12 protein-coding genes and 1 pseudogene are annotated in these 16,549 nt (G+C 62.5%); 7 read left to right on the top strand and 6 right to left on the bottom strand.

Annotated features, from left to right (window positions below; all coding sequences use genetic code 11):
* Positions 1 to 32: 32 nt before the first annotated feature.
* Positions 33 to 1,970 carry a molecular chaperone HtpG gene (htpG, locus tag E1958_RS13285; RefSeq protein ID WP_133512296.1) on the bottom strand — a complete coding sequence of 646 codons (1,938 nt, stop codon included), beginning with the start codon at positions 1,968 to 1,970 and terminating at the stop codon, positions 33 to 35.
* A 366-nt stretch (positions 1,971 to 2,336) separates the two neighbouring features.
* Here htpG and E1958_RS13280 point away from each other — a divergent pair, with 366 nt between their 5' ends.
* The 7 genes and pseudogenes from E1958_RS13280 to E1958_RS13250 all read left to right on the top strand — a co-directional run bounded on the left by E1958_RS13280 (position 2,337) and on the right by E1958_RS13250 (position 9,588).
* Positions 2,337 to 3,971: an alpha-D-glucose phosphate-specific phosphoglucomutase gene (locus E1958_RS13280; RefSeq protein ID WP_133512295.1), complete on the top strand. Its 1,635-nt coding sequence runs from the start codon at positions 2,337 to 2,339 to the stop codon at positions 3,969 to 3,971.
* A gap of 453 nt (positions 3,972 to 4,424) precedes the next feature.
* The gene (locus tag E1958_RS13275; protein WP_133512294.1) at positions 4,425 to 5,756 is read left to right on the top strand and encodes a hypothetical protein; all 1,332 of its coding nucleotides are present in this window, start codon (positions 4,425 to 4,427) and stop codon (positions 5,754 to 5,756) included.
* 382 nt (positions 5,757 to 6,138) lie between these two features.
* Entirely contained in the window at positions 6,139 to 6,708 is a 570-nt protein-coding gene (locus E1958_RS13270; RefSeq protein WP_133512293.1) for a hypothetical protein, read from the top strand.
* A 521-nt stretch (positions 6,709 to 7,229) separates the two neighbouring features.
* Positions 7,230 to 7,484: a hypothetical protein gene (locus tag E1958_RS13265; RefSeq protein ID WP_133512292.1), complete on the top strand. Its 255-nt coding sequence runs from the start codon at positions 7,230 to 7,232 to the stop codon at positions 7,482 to 7,484.
* A gap of 593 nt (positions 7,485 to 8,077) precedes the next feature.
* Positions 8,078 to 8,185 (top strand): annotated as a pseudogene (locus E1958_RS22050) (hypothetical protein); the annotation flags it as partial.
* 157 nt (positions 8,186 to 8,342) lie between these two features.
* Positions 8,343 to 8,696: a tetratricopeptide repeat protein gene (locus tag E1958_RS21325; protein ID WP_133512291.1), complete on the top strand. Its 354-nt coding sequence runs from the start codon at positions 8,343 to 8,345 to the stop codon at positions 8,694 to 8,696.
* A gap of 418 nt (positions 8,697 to 9,114) precedes the next feature.
* Positions 9,115 to 9,588: a VOC family protein gene (locus E1958_RS13250; RefSeq protein WP_089728434.1), complete on the top strand. Its 474-nt coding sequence runs from the start codon at positions 9,115 to 9,117 to the stop codon at positions 9,586 to 9,588.
* A 738-nt stretch (positions 9,589 to 10,326) separates the two neighbouring features.
* Here the strand turns inward: E1958_RS13250 and E1958_RS13245 are convergent.
* The 5 genes from E1958_RS13245 to gvpN all read right to left on the bottom strand — a co-directional run bounded on the left by E1958_RS13245 (position 10,327) and on the right by gvpN (position 16,091).
* Positions 10,327 to 12,300, bottom strand: coding sequence for an ArsA family ATPase (locus E1958_RS13245; RefSeq protein ID WP_133512290.1), 1,974 nt, complete (start codon positions 12,298 to 12,300; stop codon positions 10,327 to 10,329).
* The gene (locus E1958_RS13240; protein WP_133512289.1) at positions 12,297 to 12,539 is read right to left on the bottom strand and encodes a gas vesicle protein GvpG; all 243 of its coding nucleotides are present in this window, start codon (positions 12,537 to 12,539) and stop codon (positions 12,297 to 12,299) included. Before E1958_RS13240 ends, E1958_RS13245 begins: the two co-directional genes overlap by 4 nt.
* 347 nt (positions 12,540 to 12,886) lie before the next feature.
* A complete protein-coding gene (locus E1958_RS13235) occupies positions 12,887 to 13,636 on the bottom strand; it encodes a GvpL/GvpF family gas vesicle protein (RefSeq protein WP_133512288.1) in 750 nt (249 codons plus the stop codon).
* A 976-nt stretch (positions 13,637 to 14,612) separates the two neighbouring features.
* Positions 14,613 to 15,068, bottom strand: coding sequence for a hypothetical protein (locus E1958_RS13230; RefSeq protein ID WP_133512287.1), 456 nt, complete (start codon positions 15,066 to 15,068; stop codon positions 14,613 to 14,615).
* A gap of 6 nt (positions 15,069 to 15,074) precedes the next feature.
* On the bottom strand, positions 15,075 to 16,091 hold the full coding sequence (gene gvpN / locus E1958_RS13225; RefSeq protein ID WP_133512286.1) for a gas vesicle protein GvpN: 1,017 nt from the start codon (positions 16,089 to 16,091) through the stop codon (positions 15,075 to 15,077).
* Between the last annotated feature and the right edge of the window lie 458 nt (positions 16,092 to 16,549).

The following is a 16,549-nucleotide window of genomic DNA, read 5'->3' as shown; positions in this document are numbered from 1 at the left end:
CGCGCGATTCGTAGTTTTCCCTGAAGCCGGGGTCAACCCCCGGCGAGCATCATGCTCATCATCAGCTGGTTGAGCCGACCCACGAAGGCGGCGGGGTCATCGAGCTGTCCGCCCTCGGCCAGCTGGGCCTGATCGAACAGGATCATCCCTAAGTCGTTGAAACGGGACTCGTCCCCCTCGGCCTCCAGGCGTTTCACCAGCGGGTGATTCGGATTGACCTCCAGGGTCGGTTGGGTGTGGGGGGCCTCCTGACCCACGGATTTGAGCACCCGGGCCAGGTTAGCGCTCATGTCATACTCTCCCACCACCAGACAGGCAGGAGAGTCCACCAGCCGGGTACTCACCCGCACCGCGGCGACCCGCTCCCCCAGGCCCTTCTTGAGCCTCTCCAACAGCTTGCCGTGCTCACCGGCCGCTTTCTCCTGCTGCGCCTTCTCTTCCTTGTCCGCCAGGTCGCCCAGATCCAGATCGCCCTTGGTAACCGACTGTAGGTGCTTACCCCGGTACTCGGTCAGACCGCTGACCAGCCACTCGTCCACCCGGTCGGACAACAGCAGCACTTCCAGTTCCTTCTTGCGGAAGACCTCCAGGTGCGGACTGTGGCGCGCTGCCGCCGGACTGTCGGCGGTGATGTAATAGATCTTGTCCTGGCCCTCCTTCATCCGCTCGATATAGGCGTCCAGGGTCTCGGTCTGGGCCTCGCCCTCGGTCGCCGTGGTCGCGAACCGCAACAGGCCGGCAATGCGCTCGCGATTGCCGTAGTCCTCCGCCGGCCCTTCCTTGAGCACGGTACCGAACTCCTTCCAGAAGGTCTGGTAGTCATCCGGCTTGTCCTTGGCCATGGACTCCAACAGGCCCAGGATGCGCTTGGTGTTGGCCTGGCGGATGGTGTCGATCTTGCGGTTGTGCTGCAGGATCTCGCGCGAGACATTGAGCGGCAGGTCGTCGGAATCCACCACCCCCTTGACGAAGCGCAGATAGCGGGGCATGAGCTTGTCCGCCTCGTCCATGATGAAGACCCGGCGCACGTAGAGCTTGACGCCGTGCTTCTGCTCCCGGTCCCAGAGGTCCCAGGGGGCCCGCTTAGGCAGATACAACAAGGCGCTGTATTCGTTGGTGCCCTCCACCCGGTTGTGGGCCCAGGCCAGGGGCTCGTCGAAGTCGTGGGAGATGTGTTTGTAGAAATCCTGGTACTCGCTGTCCTCGATCTCGGACTTAGCGCGCATCCACAGGGCCGTGCCCTGATTGACCCGCTCGTACTCCGGCGCCTGCTCCGCGTCCTGCTGTTTGTCTTTGTCCTTGTCCTCTGCATCGGGCATGGCCTCCTTGCGCATCTCCACCGGCAGGGCGATGTGATCCGAGAACTTGCCGATGATGCTGCGCAGGCGCCAGGCATCGAGAAACTCCTGCTCGTCCTCCTTCAGGTGGAGTATCACATCGGTGCCCCGCCCCGGCTTATCCACCGTCTCCAGGGTGTAGCTCCCCCGCCCGTCCGACTCCCAACGCACCCCGTGCTCGGGGCCCAGACCGGCGCGCCGTGAGACCAGGGTCACCTTGTCCGCGACGATGAAGGCGGAATAGAAGCCTACCCCGAACTGGCCGATGAGCTGACCATCCATGCTCTGGTCGCCGGTCAGCTGCGCGACGAAACGGCGGGTCCCGGAGCTGGCGATGCTGCCGATGGTCTCGGTCACCTCCTGGCGGCTGAGGCCGATGCCGTTGTCCGAGACCGTCAGGGTCCCGGCCTCCTTGTCCAGCTCTACGCGGACCCGCAGCTCCGGATCCTCTTCGAGCAGCCCCTCCTCGGTCAGGGCCTCGAAGCGCAGCTTCTCGGCCGCGTCCGAGGCGTTGGAGACCAGCTCCCGCAGGAAGATCTCCTTGTTGGAGTAAAGGGAGCGGACGACCAGGTCCAGGACCTGACTCACTTCGGCCTTGAATTCCAGGGTTTCCTTGTGTGCTTCTAGGGTCATGTTTCTGCTATCCCCTTATCAAATCAAACAAAAAGTCATGTGCGGCACGGACATGAAAGGATACAATGTAGCCTGAAAAACCCTCCGGTAGGAGGGCCGGGATTCCCGCTCAGGATCGCTCCCGTTACGCCCGTCTTGCCGCGAGCTCGCGCGTCGGGCCGGTCTTGAACCGGCCCTTAAAATCATGCACGTATCACCCTGTGGGCGATGGGAGGGCGGCTGCGCCTAATGTAGGGTGGGTTGCGCCCACCCAGGGCAGTGGCCTGTGTCTATACCTAATGGTTGTGCCCACCATTGCCGGAACCGCACGTCCTGCACGTGGGGATGAATGTAGTCTCAACACACACAAATCAAGGGCTTTGTGAGATGGATGCGAAAATCATCGCTACCCGGCCGTTCGACGGCCAGCGCCCCGGCACCTCCGGTCTGCGCAAGAAGGTCAAGGTCTTCCGGCAACCCGGCTACCTGGAGAACTTCGTCCAGGCCATTTTCGATACCAGGGCAGACCTCAAGGGCGGCGTGCTTGTCCTCGGCGGTGACGGCCGCTACTACAACCGCCACGCCATCCAGATCATACTGCGTATGGCCGCCGCCAACGGCATGAGCAAAGTACTGGTCGGCCAGGGCGGCATCCTCTCCACCCCCGCCGCTTCCTGCGTCATCCGCAAGTACCGGACCCAAGGCGGCATCATCCTCTCGGCCAGCCACAATCCCGGCGGCCCGGACGCAGACTTCGGCATCAAATTCAATACCCCCAACGGCGGCCCGGCCCCGGAGACGGTCACCGAGGCCATCTATGCCCGCACCGGCGAGCTCGACAGCTACCGGACCCTGGAGGCGGCGGACCTGGACTTGGACCGCCTCGGCGAAGTCAAACTCGGCGCTATGACCGTGGCGATCATCGACCCGGTGGCGGATTACGCCGACCTGATGGAGTCCCTGTTCGACTTTACCGCCATGCGCCGGCTCTTCGATTCCGGGGCCTTCAAGATGCGCTTCGATGCCATGCACGCCGTCACCGGCCCCTATGCCATCGAGATCCTGGAGAACCGGATCGGCGCCATGCCGGGCACCGTGATGAACGGCAAGCCCTTAGAAGACTTCGGTAAGGGCCATCCCGATCCCAACCTGGCCCACGCCAAGGAGCTGGTAGCCATGACAAAAGGCGCGGACGGGCTCGACTTCGCCGCCGCCTCGGACGGTGATGGCGACCGCAATATGATCCTGGGTAAGGACTGCTTCGTCACCCCCAGCGACAGCCTGGCGATACTGGCGGCCAACGCCCATCTGATCCCCGGCTATCAGGACGGTATCGCGGGTATCGCCCGCTCCATGCCCACCAGCCAGGCCGCGGACCGGGTGGCCGAGGCCCTCGGCATCACCTGCTTCGAGACCCCGACCGGCTGGAAGTTCTTCGGCAATCTGCTCGACGCCGGGCGCATCACCCTGTGCGGGGAGGAGAGCTTCGGCACCGGCTCGGACCATGTGCGGGAGAAGGACGGCCTGTGGGCAGTGCTGTTCTGGATCAATCTGCTGGCGGCCCGCAAGCAACCCGTCGCCCGGATCGTCAGGGAACACTGGCACGGCTTCGGGCGCAACTACTACACCCGGCACGACTATGAAGCGATGGACGCCCAAGCCGCCGGCGACCTCATGGACTACGTGCGCCGTCTGCTGCCCGGCCTGCCCGGAACCAAGCTCGGCGACTACCGGGTCGAATACGCCGACGACTTCGCCTACACCGACCCCATCGACGGCAGCCGCTCCGGAGGCCAGGGCCTGCGCATCGGCCTGGAAGGGGGCTCGCGCATCATCTACCGCCTCTCCGGCACCGGCACCCAGGGCGCCACCCTGCGCGTCTACCTGGAGTCCTTCGAGCCGGACGCCACCCGGCACAACTGGGAGACCCAAGCGGCCATGCGGCCGCTCATCCTCGTCGCCCGCGAGCTGGCCCAGATCGAGACCCGGACCGGACGGACGCAGCCGGACGTCATCACCTAACTGTAGGGTGGGCTGTGCCCACCGACTCAGGTGGATGGTAGTGCTCAATAGGTAGTGATCGTGTAGTCATCCCATCGAAGAAGGAAAAGGCTCAGCTCGTAGATTGGGCAAAGCCGGTAGGATGTGGTGAGCCGCCGGGCGCGGGACGCGCCCGGCGGCAAACCGTATCAATGGTGTGGTGAGCGCCTGCCTACCGCCCCAGGGACGGGGCAGGTAGGCAGCGAACCGCATCTTTGGACGGTGGCGTGCCCAACAAATCATTTAAATATCGGCTGGTTCCCCAGGCTCCAGCGTGGGAGCAGACCTGGTCCCGACGCAGGAGGGATCTTTTCCCCAAACCGCGCCGAATCATTCAGGATTGCTTTTAACCAGACAGCCTCTTAGATTCCTGATAGACACCGGCGTACGGCTGCCGCCGCACTCCAAGCTTTTAATCTAGGAAAGAACCCTCCAATGACCACCACCGCCGACCCCCTGCGTGATCTCTACCAAAGCCTGAGCGGCAAGGGCGCCGAGCCCCTGGAGCCGGACCACCCCTACTATGTGCCCATCCTGGAGGGGACGCCGGAGAAGGACCCCATCCTGATGCTGTGGCAACGCCTGGACTGGTCCGAATCCGAGAGCGTCAACCTGCTCACCGGCTTTCGCGGCAACGGCAAGAGCACCGAGCTGCGGCGTCTCAAGCAGCTGTTGGAGACAAACAGCGGCGCCAAGGTGTTCCTGGTCAACATGCTGGATTTCCTGTTGATGACTAAGCCCCTGGAGCTGTCGGATTTCGTACTCTCCCTGATGACTGCCCTGGGCCAGGCGGTGGAGCAGGACACGGGCCTGCGCGCCCTGACCCACGGCTACTGGGAGCGGCTGCAGAATTTCCTGACCTCCGAGGTACAGTTGAATGAATTTAAGCTAGATTTCACGCCCGCCAAGCTCGGCCTCAAACTCAAGAACGAGCCCGACTTTAAGGAACGGATCCAAAATCACCTGCGCGGCCACCTGAGCCGGCTCATCGAGGACGCTAAGAACTATGTGGTGGACCTGGTCCAGGCCATCCGCAAAGAGGCAGGGGATCCGGACCTGAAGGTAGTCCTGCTGGTGGATTCGGTGGAGCAGATCCGGGGCGTGGGCACCGAGGCCCAACAGGTCCACGAGAGCGTCGTGGATCTCTTCTCCGGCCAGGCCGACAAACTCGCCTTCAAACAGCTCCATCTGGTCTACACGGTTCCGCCCTATCTGCAAATCCTGTCCCCGAACCAGGGGCGTGCCTTAGGCGGTCACCCCATCGTCTCCTGGCCCAATGTCCATGTGCGCAACCGCAAGGGCGTCCCCGATGCCGCCGGGCTCGAAATCATGGAGGCCATCATCGACCGGCGTCAGGCCGGCTGGCGTGATGTCATCCCGTCGGACACATTGCGCCGGTTGGCGGTCTGCACCGGCGGCGACCTGCGGGATTTCTTCCGCCTGATCCGCGAGTGCGCCGTTACCCTGAGCACCGCCCGGATCGCCCGGCCGGACGCGAATCTGGACCCGGAAATGGTGAAACGAGCCGAGGAACAGCTACGCAACGAGCTATTGCCCCTCGCCGCGGACGACGCCCGCTGGCTCGCCCGCATCCATGTTGCCAAGGACACCGGCCTGGAGACCACGGATGATCTGCCCGATCTGGCTCGCTTCCTGGACGGGAATCTGATCATGAACTACCTCAATGGCGAGCCCTGGTATGACATCCATCCCCTGCTGCTGGAGGAGATCAAACGCCACGCAGATGACCATCGTGCCGAAGAATAGTACGGCAGTGCCGAAGTACCGATAACACGAGTCCGCAAATGGACGCCAATGGACGCAAATCGGTCGTAAAAGATCAGATGTTTTTGTGTCCGCAGATTACGCAGATTCTCACAGATTGTTCCGTTTTTAATCTGCGAAAATCTGTGGATCGATCGAAGCGACCGGACATTTTTCCTATACTCAATCCGAACCTCGGCGGTTTCGCTTGTTACTACCAATCAACGTAAATCAGTCAGAATCGGCTCACCATTACCGACGGTTTTTGATCTCGTTGCATTTATTTGCGTCCATTTGCGTTTATTTGCGGATAACTCTTCTGTGAAGATCCTGCTCGCTCAATGTTATCGGTAATCGAGAGCATCCGTATCAGGGGTGACCGGGCTTGACGACCGAGGCCTCTCTCAACCCGGAAGGCGAGGCCGCCTGGCTGCGCCTCAAGCAACACCTGGAATGGTGTGACAGCTTTGCCCTGGTATTCCTGTTCAGCGACCGGCCCGGCGTTATCGATGTGCTGCGGGAGCGCCTCGCCGCCATCTATCGGGCGCGCGTCACCGGCCTGAAGATCCCGCCGCCGGAAACCCCGGACGCGCTGCTGACCGGGCTGCTGCCGCGCCTGCTCAATCCGCCTCTGTATCAACGGACCCTGGACGCCCCGATCTGGCTGGATCTGACCCGCCCACCCGGTGGCCTATCACCCGAGCAGCAGGCCGCCTGGCAAGAGACCGGTCTGCAATTCCTGGCCCGACTCAACGAACAGCGCGAACCCCTGCGCCGCACCCTGACCAAGCCCCTGATCCTGGTCCTACCGCTGGCGGAACAGGCCCGGATCAAGCGGCTGGTCCCGGATCTGTGGGCCATCCGCCACTTCAGCCTCCGGACCGGGCCCTGGCTCGTCCTGACGGCGGCCCCAGGACCCACCCACCCACCCACCGTCCTGAGATCTCCCACTTAGCGAGACCGGAGCAGGCGCTGGTCCGAGCGGCAACGGCTGCGGACCAGGGTATCCGCGCGGCGTCACCGGCGGACATGCCTTCGATGCCTTGCCGCACCGCGGCCGGATCGGAGAAGCCAGCGGTCGCTGCCTGGCTGGTGAAGATCGCCCGCCGCGGGCTGCCGGATCATTCCAGCCACCAGGGAAGCCCCGGCGCGACCTCTCGGTCTGCTCAATAACGCGGGCAAGACTGATCAGCAACTCTGGCGACTGGCAACGCGCACGCGACGCCTTCACCGAGTCCCTCGAAATCCGGGCCGCCGCATCCTGCAAACGGGTCGGCGAAACCCCAGAGGTCTGGTGCGCGACCTCTCGGTCTCACTCAATAACCTAAGCAAATAATTTCGATCAGGCACTCGGCGATTGAGCCAGGCACGCAACGCTTTACCGAGGCACTCGGAAATCAGCCGCCGCCGCATCCCTCTCCAACGCCTTCGGCGAAACCCTTCAGAGGTCTCCGCGACCTCTCGGTCTGCTCGACAATGTCGCGAACACCGATCAGCAACTCGGCGACTGGTAACGCGCACGACGCCTTCACCGAGTCCCCGAAATCCGCCGCCGCATCCTCCAACGGCCTCGGCGAAAACCCCAGAGGCTCCTCCGCGATCTCTTCGGTCCTGCTCGACAATGTCGCGAATACCGATCAGGCACTCGGCGACTGGCAACAGGTCTGCAACGCTTACCGAGTCCTCGGAAACTGCCGCTGCATCCTCCAACGCCTTCGCGGAACCCCTTAGAGGTCTCCGCGATCTCTCATTCTTGCTTCGACAATGTCGCGGAACACCGATCAGCAACTCGGCGGATCGGCAACGCGCACGCGACGCCTCTACTGGTCTTCCCGAAATCCGCCGTCAGTATCCTCCAACTGGCGAAACCCCAGAGGCTCCGCGATCTCTTCTGGTCTCGCTCAATAAGGTGGGCAAGACTGATCAGCAACGGCGATCGGCACGACGAGTTCCTGCAAAACCGCCGCCGTATCTCCAACGCCTCGAAGTAAAACCTCGTGAAATTTCCGGCATCTCGCCCTCGCCTGGATATAATGCGTCGCGAACACCGATCAGCAACTCGGCGACTGGCAACGCGCACGCGACGCCTTCACCGAGTCCCTCGAAATCCGCCGCCGCATTCCTCCAAACGCCTCGGCGAAGTCCCAGGAGGCCTCCATGGATCTCGTCTCGCCTAATAAGGTGGGCAAGACCGATCAGCAACCGGCGACTGGCAACGCGCACGCGACGCCTTCACCGAATCCCTCGAAATCAGCCGCCGCATCCTGCAACGGGTCGGCGAAACCCCCGAGGCCCTGCGCGATCTCTCCGTCTCGCTCAATAACGTGGGCAAACACGATCAGGCACTCGGGGATTGGAACCAGGCCCGCACCGCCTTCACCGAATCCCTCGAAATCCGCCGCCGCATCCTGCAACGGGTCGGCGAAACCCCCGAGGCCCTGCGCGATCTCTCTATTTCACTCGAAAGAATCGGCAACACCGATCAGGCACTCGGCGATTGTTTTCAGGCACGCAACGTAACGCTTTCACCGTGGAGGTACCGGTACCGCCGCATCCTCCAGCCTCGGCGAAACCCCAGAGGCCCTCCTCATGACCTCGGTCTCACTCGAAAGAATCGGCAACACCGATCAGGCACTCGGCGATTGGAACCAGGCCCGCACCGCCTTCACCGAATCCCTCGAAATCCGCCGCCGCATCCTGCAACGGGTCGGCGAAACCCCCGAGGCCCTGCGCGATCTTTCCATTTCGCTCAATAACGTGGGCAAGACCGATCAGGCACTCGGGGATTGGAACCAGGCCCGCAAGGCCTTTACGGAGGGATTGGAGATTGCCCGGCAGCTGGCCGCGGCCCTACCCGAGCACCAGGATCACAAGCGGCTTCCGGACTGGTTCGAGCGCCGGCTGGCCGAGCTGGCGGCGGCTCAGGAGGAAGACCGAGCTTGATTTGGGTCCGACACTACTTGAAAAATAAGCCTGTAGGGTCCGCTGTGCGGACCTATTCTCTCGTTCCCACGCGCCGCGTGGGAACGTGGAAGCTCCGCGCCGCGGAGTGTCTCGGAGACGCTATGGGCCGTAGCCGCTACCGGCTTGTTGAACCACAAGTGATCGGCTGGCTCGTTCCCACGCTCCAGCGCCTGCCTGTGCGTCTCTGCACGCAGACAGGTGGGAACGCAGTTGTGGCCGCTCCAGCGGCCGAGATCCCTCGCTCCGCTCGAGACAAAGCTTCATGACGCTGGAGCGTCTAGACTTGCTCCTACGCTGGAGCGTGGGAGCCAGAGAAAAAATAAGCCTGTAGGGTCCGCTGTGCGGACCTTCTAAAGGTCAACACGCCCTAAACATCCCCCACAACAGGAGATTGCAGATGTCAGTAAAACCGATTCCGGACGGCTACCGGAGTATCACCCCCTACCTGAGTATCGAGGGCGCGGCCGCGGCCATTGATTTTTATCAGCGGGCATTCGGCGCAACCGAGCACTTCCGTATGCCCACCCCGAGCGGTGGGATCGGCCATGCGGAACTCAAAATCGGGGATTCGACCATTATGCTGGCCGATCCCTGCGCAGAAGAAGGCGCATTCCAAAGCCCCCGAGCACTGGGCGGCTCGCCGGTGGGTCTCCATCTGTACGTGGAAGACGTAGACAAGGTTTTTGCGCAGGCCGTCGCGGCCGGGGCAAAGATCATCCAACCGCTGGAAGACCGCTTCTACGGCGATCGCAACGGCACCCTCGAAGACCCATTCGGACACCTTTGGTTCCTCTCTACCCATAAAGAAGACCTCACGCCGGAAGAAATCGACAACCGGGCTAAGGAATTCTTTGCCAAGCACAACGCCTGATACGGACCTCCATGCGCTGCGGCGCACTCCTATGGACATTCTTGTTTGGGTAGTGGTTAAGGTTTAAATGGAAACATCGCCACGAGCAGGGGGTTGGGTACGCCACAAACCGCACTCCCTCTCCCTCCGGGAGAGAGCCTGTCCCGACGGAGGAGGGAGCCGGAGAGAGGGGATCAAATAAAGCAATGGAGCATAATGAACCGCTCTCCGCTAACCATTTAAAAATTTACCACTACCCTGAATGATTCGGCGCGGTTTGGGGGGAAAGATCCCTCCTGCGTCGGGACAAGCTTGCTCCCACGCTGGAGCGTGGGAGCCAGCAGACGCGCTCCACCCGTAGGATGCGGTGAGCGTGGCAGGTCTTACAGGATCGTCTCAACACACCTACACCAGATTTCATCCCCTGCGCTGCTGGCCCGCGCGGCCTCGCGTTAAGTGTAGCTGGGCTTAGGCGCGCTGGTTCGATCCTGAAGCGCTCCAGCGGGACAGGGCTGAACGCGCCGTAACCCAACACGCGCCGATCCCCCCAACCAACGCCAAATAACCCCGGACCGCGCCCGGACCGGCACGGCGCCGAACGCGGCGTAACGCAACCCGACGCTCGGATCCATTTTAACCAGACAGCTTCGTCGTTTTCTCTTCCGCCTCCTGATCGACCACGACCAGCGGTCAGCAGCTAACTTAATGGCATTGCCCTGCCTGCCGGTCGGTGGGCACAGTCGGTGGGTACAGCCCACCCTACTTGTCGGACCGGAAGCCGGCGGCGCCCAGGGTCGTCAATGCCGCCAGGCCGCGTGGTGGATCACCGCGGTAGATCCGGGTCTGGGGGGTAGCGGGAAAGGTGGCCTGGAAGGTCTCGGCGAGGGTCTTGTCACGTCTCGCCTGGGCGGCACAGCGTGGGCACTCTCCATTCGGTGTCAGTCGGTGGGCACAGCCCAGCCTACCTGCCGGTGTGAGCAGGTTGAGGAAGAGGTGTTGGAGCTGCAATCCCGCCGCCCGACAGGCGGCGACCAGATCCCGACTCTCCTGGAGGGCTAGAGCTGTGGGAATGGCGACCAGCACCAGGCCGGCCTGATCCCGGTTCCTGAGCAGTCCCCGCAGGAACTTGAGATCCTTCGACAATTGCACCAGGCGCCGGCCGAAACGCGGGACGCCGAGGGTGTCTTTGTATTTGAGCAGCAGCTCGAACATGGCCTGCAACCAGTCATCGAGCAATCCCGGTAGCTCGAGCAGCCGGATCAGATGACCGCTCGGCGCCGCGTCGAGCACGAACCGGTCGTAATCGCCTTCCCGCAGGAACACCAGGGCGCGCGCGAGGGCCGCGATCTCATCGATGCCGGGGGGAGCGAAATCCAGCAGTTGTTCCATAACCCGCCGGTCGAAGGTGAAATCCAGGTTGGAGGAGAGCCTGGTGAAGAAGCTCCGCAGCTCTTGGCTGTATGCCGAACGCATGGCCGCGAGCTCGGCCTGCGCATCGACCTCCATCACGGCCAAGCCCTGGGAGAGCGCAACCGGCTTGGGTCCGACGGGGGCTCCGACGGGGACCCTCAAGCAGTCGCTTAAGGAGTGGGCCGGGTCACTGGAGAAGAGTAGGGTGCGCCGATGGGGCTCGGTCGCGGCGATGTGCAGGGCGGTGGCGCAGGCCAGGGTGGTCTTGCCCACGCCGCCCTTGCCGCAGAAGATCAACAGGCGCTGGTCCGGCCCCGGATAGGGGCCGGGCGCTGCGACCCGGACCGGCAGCTGTGCGGTCGCGGGGGAGCTACTGAGGAAATCGAAACTTCGGTCGATGGGTGTTACTTCGTCCCAGAATTCGGCCAGGGCCTTGATGCCGCGGGGCTCCTGCGGCTGCACGGGGAGGCCCCAAAGATACCCGATGCCCTGGAGCGCCGAGGCGTATCGGGCCAGGCACTCCGATTGCTCGGCCCGCACGGCCCGGCAGGTGGGACAGGGGTGGTCGGGATGTAATCGGTTGATTATCAGCTCCGGGGTGGCGATGCCGGCGGCGTGCAGGGCACGGACCAGGTCTAGGGTCTCTTCCAGGACCAGGGTCTCGGCCAGGGCGATGGGTACGAACCGGCAGCGGTCCGGGTCCCGCAGCAGCTGCTCCAGGGTCTCGAGCTCGGCGGCCAAATCCAAGATGAAGCGGTCCGGCGCGTCGGGCGCGTAGCTCCCGTGAAACACCTCTTTCATGTAACGGTGTTTCGCCGATAGGGTATCCAGCAGATCCAGCCATTGGCGCATGGCCGGCGGCATGGCCAGCAGGCGCAGGGTGTGGCCGCTGGGGGCGGTGTCTACCAGGACGGTTCGGTAGTGGCCCGCGGATAGCTGACGGCTGAGCGCCAGGACGGCCATGAGCTCGTCCAGTCCGGGGAGGGAGAGGGACAGGAAGCGGTCGATGTCGCTATCGTCGAGGAAGGTGCCGCGCCGCCCGATCTCGTGCAGCTGGTCGCCATGCCGGGCACGGAATGCCGCCAGCTCAGCGGCGGCATCCGGTTCTTCGACATGCAGGTTGCGCGGCGGTGATCCGCCGGCCAGGCAGTCTGCCAGGGAGTGGGCCGGATCGGTGGAAACCAGCAGCAGGGGGGCATCGGGGTCCTCGCGGGCCCAGCGCAGCGCCGTCGCCAGGGCGCAGGTGGTCTTGCCGACGCCGCCCTTGCCGCCAAAAAACACCAGGCGCGACTTGCCGGGTCGGAGTAGCTCGGGGCCCTTCACGCCCCGTCCTGGGATGGCTCCTGGAGCCGGTCCAGGGCATCGAGCAGCTCGGCCTCGCGGGTGTCGAACTCCGCCTCGTCGATGCGGCCCGTCTCCAGCTCCATATAGAGCTCGGACAGCGCGGTGGTAATGGCCTCGCGTTGGGACACCTGCTCGGTGAGCACGGCTTTATGGATTTCCTTGCCGATCCAATACAGTCCTTTGAAGGGTGCCAGCAGCAGGTCGTCGATGATGAGCATCGAGGGTAGTACCCCATTTCATCAAAATTCTCTGGTAAAACCAATCCCTGTCATCTCGACCATAGAGAGCTGTCATCCCGAGCGTAGCGAGGGATCTCCCGGCTTGGCAGAGGTCCTCAACACACGAGATCCTTCCTCCGTCGGGACAAGGATTTCTCGCTTCGCTAAGCTCTCTCCCTGCGGTCGAGATGACAAATGACAACCAACAAAATCAGATGAAATGTGGTAGTAGTGGACGGTGGTGGTAAATCTTTAAATGGTAGAGGATAGGTTGGGCCGCTATGCGGCTCGGTGGACTTGGACTATCGATCACTTTATCGGTTAAAGATTTACCACTACCCTGGGCATCAGAGGGTAATGGGCACGTCCACGAAGCTGTGCGGCGCCCATGGACCATTGAAATCGAAGGCGTAATGGTCGTCGAAGGCTTGGGCCGCCTTGAGCACGGCTGCCTCGAAGGTAGCCTGGTCGGCGCGTTCTACCAGGCAGGAGAGGCGCATGATCTCGGCCTCCTTACGGGGCTCTGTGCGCCGGATCTCGGCACAGCAGGCTTGCAGGGCCGCTTCCACCTGGGCGGTGTAACGCTCCCGGTCCGCTTCCAGGAGTTGACTGAACAGCCGGCCCAGCTCGATCTTCCGGTCCCGTGGGGGCTCCCGATCTCCGGCGTACAGGGTGTCCCGCAGGGCCCTCAGGGGCGGGTGCCGGTCGACGAAGTACTCGAAGATGTTCGGCAGATCCCAGCGGACATTGAGCCCCATCTCTACCTTGCCGCGGACCCGTTCCAACGCCGCTTTGAGATCCGCATGGCTGTGGCGGAGGGCGGTATGGACGGCCTGGGCGTTTTCGGCGATGGTCCCGAAGCTGATGGGCAGCGGCGTCGTCACCGCCAGCAGCGCGCTCAGTACCTTCTGGTGGGCGGCGATGTTGGTCCGTTGCGGCCGTACCGAGGAGCCCCGATAGGTGGAGACCACGGCAGCGATGCCGTCTGCGGCCAGGGTCTTGACCTTGGTCTTGCCGATGCCGGCTTTTCCGAGTCCGGCTAGGACATCCCCGACGGCATGGTCGGCGACGATCGCGTACAGGTATTGTGCACTCATGGATACGGCATTCAGTCTATTGAAGCATACAGGCTTGATAGCCTCCTGGATATTGAGCCTATTGGACTTGGAGATTTAGGCTTTTGGCGGGATGCGCTGCGCTTTCCCGCCCTACGCGGGCTTAACGCAACCTTATACACTTAGAGGCTGTCTAAAAACTAACCCATTGATTTTAAATCGGTAGGCTGGGGTGAGAAACGAACCCCAGCTTTGGTTATTGCTGGGTTTTGGCCGTCCCTGGCCGCAACCCAGCCTACGGTCTATGGTCCCTTTTTAGACAGCCCCTTAAGGCGAGGTCCGCGCATGCAGGCCGCGCGGGGGATAATGTAGGTGTAGGTTGCGTTAAGACGCCGGCACTGGCCTGGCCGTAGACCAACGAGCCGTTGGGCATCGAACGCAACACGTCAAACCCTGTCCCGACGCAGGAGGGATCTTTCTTGTCCCGACGCAGGAGGGATCTTTTTCCCCAAACAGCGCCAAATCATTCAGGATTGCTTTTAACCGGACAGCTTCTTAATTTGTGAAAATCCGTGTCACCTGCGGATAGACCGAAGCAACTGGATCATTTTCCCACACTCAACCTGAACCTCGGCGGTTCCGCTTTTGGTAGTGGTTAAGGTTTAAATGGAAACATCGCCGCTGGCAGTATGTCGGGCACGCCATGCGCTGCCCCCCCTCTCCCTCCGAGGGTGTCGCAAAAGGCATCGATCTTCGCCCTTTGACCCCCTCTCCTCGGCCCCCTCGCTGCGCTCGGGGCAGGCTCTCTCCCGGCGGGAAAGGGGCTTCTGCGACACCCTAAAGCCCGCGTAGGGCGGATAAGCTTGCGCCATCCCCGTATGCCAGCCACCTCCGTCGGGTGGCGGCCATCCCTGGCCTGACCCGACCTACGGGCTTTATTCACCACTCTAAAAGTGTCTTAAGGTGTTTGGTCTATCGGCTGGCTCCCCACGCTCCAGCGTGGGAGCCAGCACGTCCCTCAATATTGCAACCTGAATCCTTGCCGCAGCTGCCGCGGTCCGTGCTCGCGGGCGGCCTTCGTCTCGCGCCGCCGTTGCTCTTCGGCATTGGCGATCTGGCGCTGCTGCGGCCCATCGGCCTTGCGTTTGGCTTCCACAGCAGCGCGGCGCGCGGCCTGCTGCGCAGTCGTCCGCTCTTGGTGAGCCGGGCGCAGCTCCTTGAGGGTGGTGTCCCGCATGCTCATGGCCTCGAACAGCTGGCGTTTCTCGGTGTCGATTTCGCGGAAGCGTTTATCCAGGAGTTGCCCCCGTCGCGAGATATGCCGCTGCTCGACATTACGGTGGGCCTTTTCCATCTCCAGGATGGCAATCCGCAGGTAGACCTTATAGCTCTCGGCACGGTGGTCCGCACGCCTCACGCTGGTGCGGAGGTCCGCCAGACCCTTGATCTTTTGATTCCTGATATCCAAAGGCATAGGGATTTACTCCTTACCGGCGGCCGGGGCCCGGCGCTGGTTGTTTGCCTGGGGCCGGTAGCCGGGCTTGCGGCCCACACGGTCGATGATTTCGTCCACCACTTCGGGCATCAGGGATTGCCCCTCGCGAGTCACCTTCAAGGTGTCCATATTGAACACGTCGTGGCAGACGGTGCGAAAGAACCTTTGGACCGGGTTCGCCGGGATACCCCGATAGGCCAGTATCTTACCGATGGCGATGGCGGCGCGGATGGTAGGCCGGTGATTGTTCACCCCGACCGTCCGCAGCTCCCGGATGATATCGACGATGAGGATCGCGTCCTGCCCCTTGATCCCGGTCTTGCCCTGGACGATAGCGATCTCGGTCGCACGCTCGTAGTGGTCTACGTTGAGAGTGATGACCCGGTCCAGGAGTGCGTCCTGGGTCTTGTGTACCCCCGCGTACTCTTCCGGGTTGGAGGTGAAGATGGCACGGAAGTCCGGGTGTACGTCCAGATAGCCCGCTCCGTCGCGCCGCACATTCGGCAGGTTGAGTACGCGCTCGCCGAGCACGCTCAGCAGGGCGTTGTTGGTCTCCGGGCGGGAGCGGGTGAACTCGTCATAGATCAGGATGTGGCCCAGCTCGCAGGCGGTGGTGAGGCGGTTGTCCACCCACAGGGTGCTCATCTGCTCTTCGGTCTTCATCACCTGATGGACGTAGTTGTCGACCACCTTGAACTTGTGAAAACCGGCGTCGCGACCTACCAGGTCGGAGCTTCCGAACTCATCGTCGCCATGGATCAGGGACACCGGCCGGCCCAACTGGGCGGCCACATGGAAGGCGAGGGTAGTCTTGCCCGTTCCCGCGGGGCCCGAGAAGTGGATCGAGTAGCCCGCGCCGAGATAGGTCAGGGCCCGCTCGGTGAGATCTTTCACCACCGGGGTCAGCACGAAACCGGCACCGGGCTCCGGCACCACCTCGGCATGCTTGGCGGCGGAGGGATCGGTATACGACGGGATGGATTGCAGCAGGGACTTGCTCATACCAAGAAATCTGCTCCGGGGCCCGGTCTGGCCCTTAGCTCGGATGCGGGCGTGCGCCGCAATAATCAGGGGTCGCCGCATCCATCAGGATGCGGAAGCTGATCGAGATCGGGTGGAGCCGCTACGCCGGCTCCACCCCAGGTTAGAAATCTCACCGGATCGGACCTAGGTCGTGTTGACATTTAGAAGGTCCGCACAGCGGACTCTACAGTCAATCAGGTGGTTAGGGTAGGGTCCGCGGTGCGGACCGCTTGAGCATTGCGGCTACCTAACATGTGAAAAACAAACGGTTAGGGTTAAATGTCAACAGGACCTAGTACCCCGTTTCAGCAAAATTTTCCAGTAAAACCAGTCTCTGTCATCTCGACCGAAGGGAGAGATCTTCTATACGAAGTGATGGTGTTGTTTGGGCACAAGATCTCTCCTCCGTCGGGACAAGGATTTCTCGCTTCGCTCGA

This window comes from Candidatus Thiosymbion oneisti, assembly GCF_004359955.1.
Lineage (GTDB): Bacteria > Pseudomonadota > Gammaproteobacteria > Chromatiales > Chromatiaceae > Thiosymbion > Thiosymbion oneisti.
The sequence above is the reverse complement of the archived record's forward strand: the minus strand, read 5'-3'. Positions and strand labels throughout refer to the sequence as shown.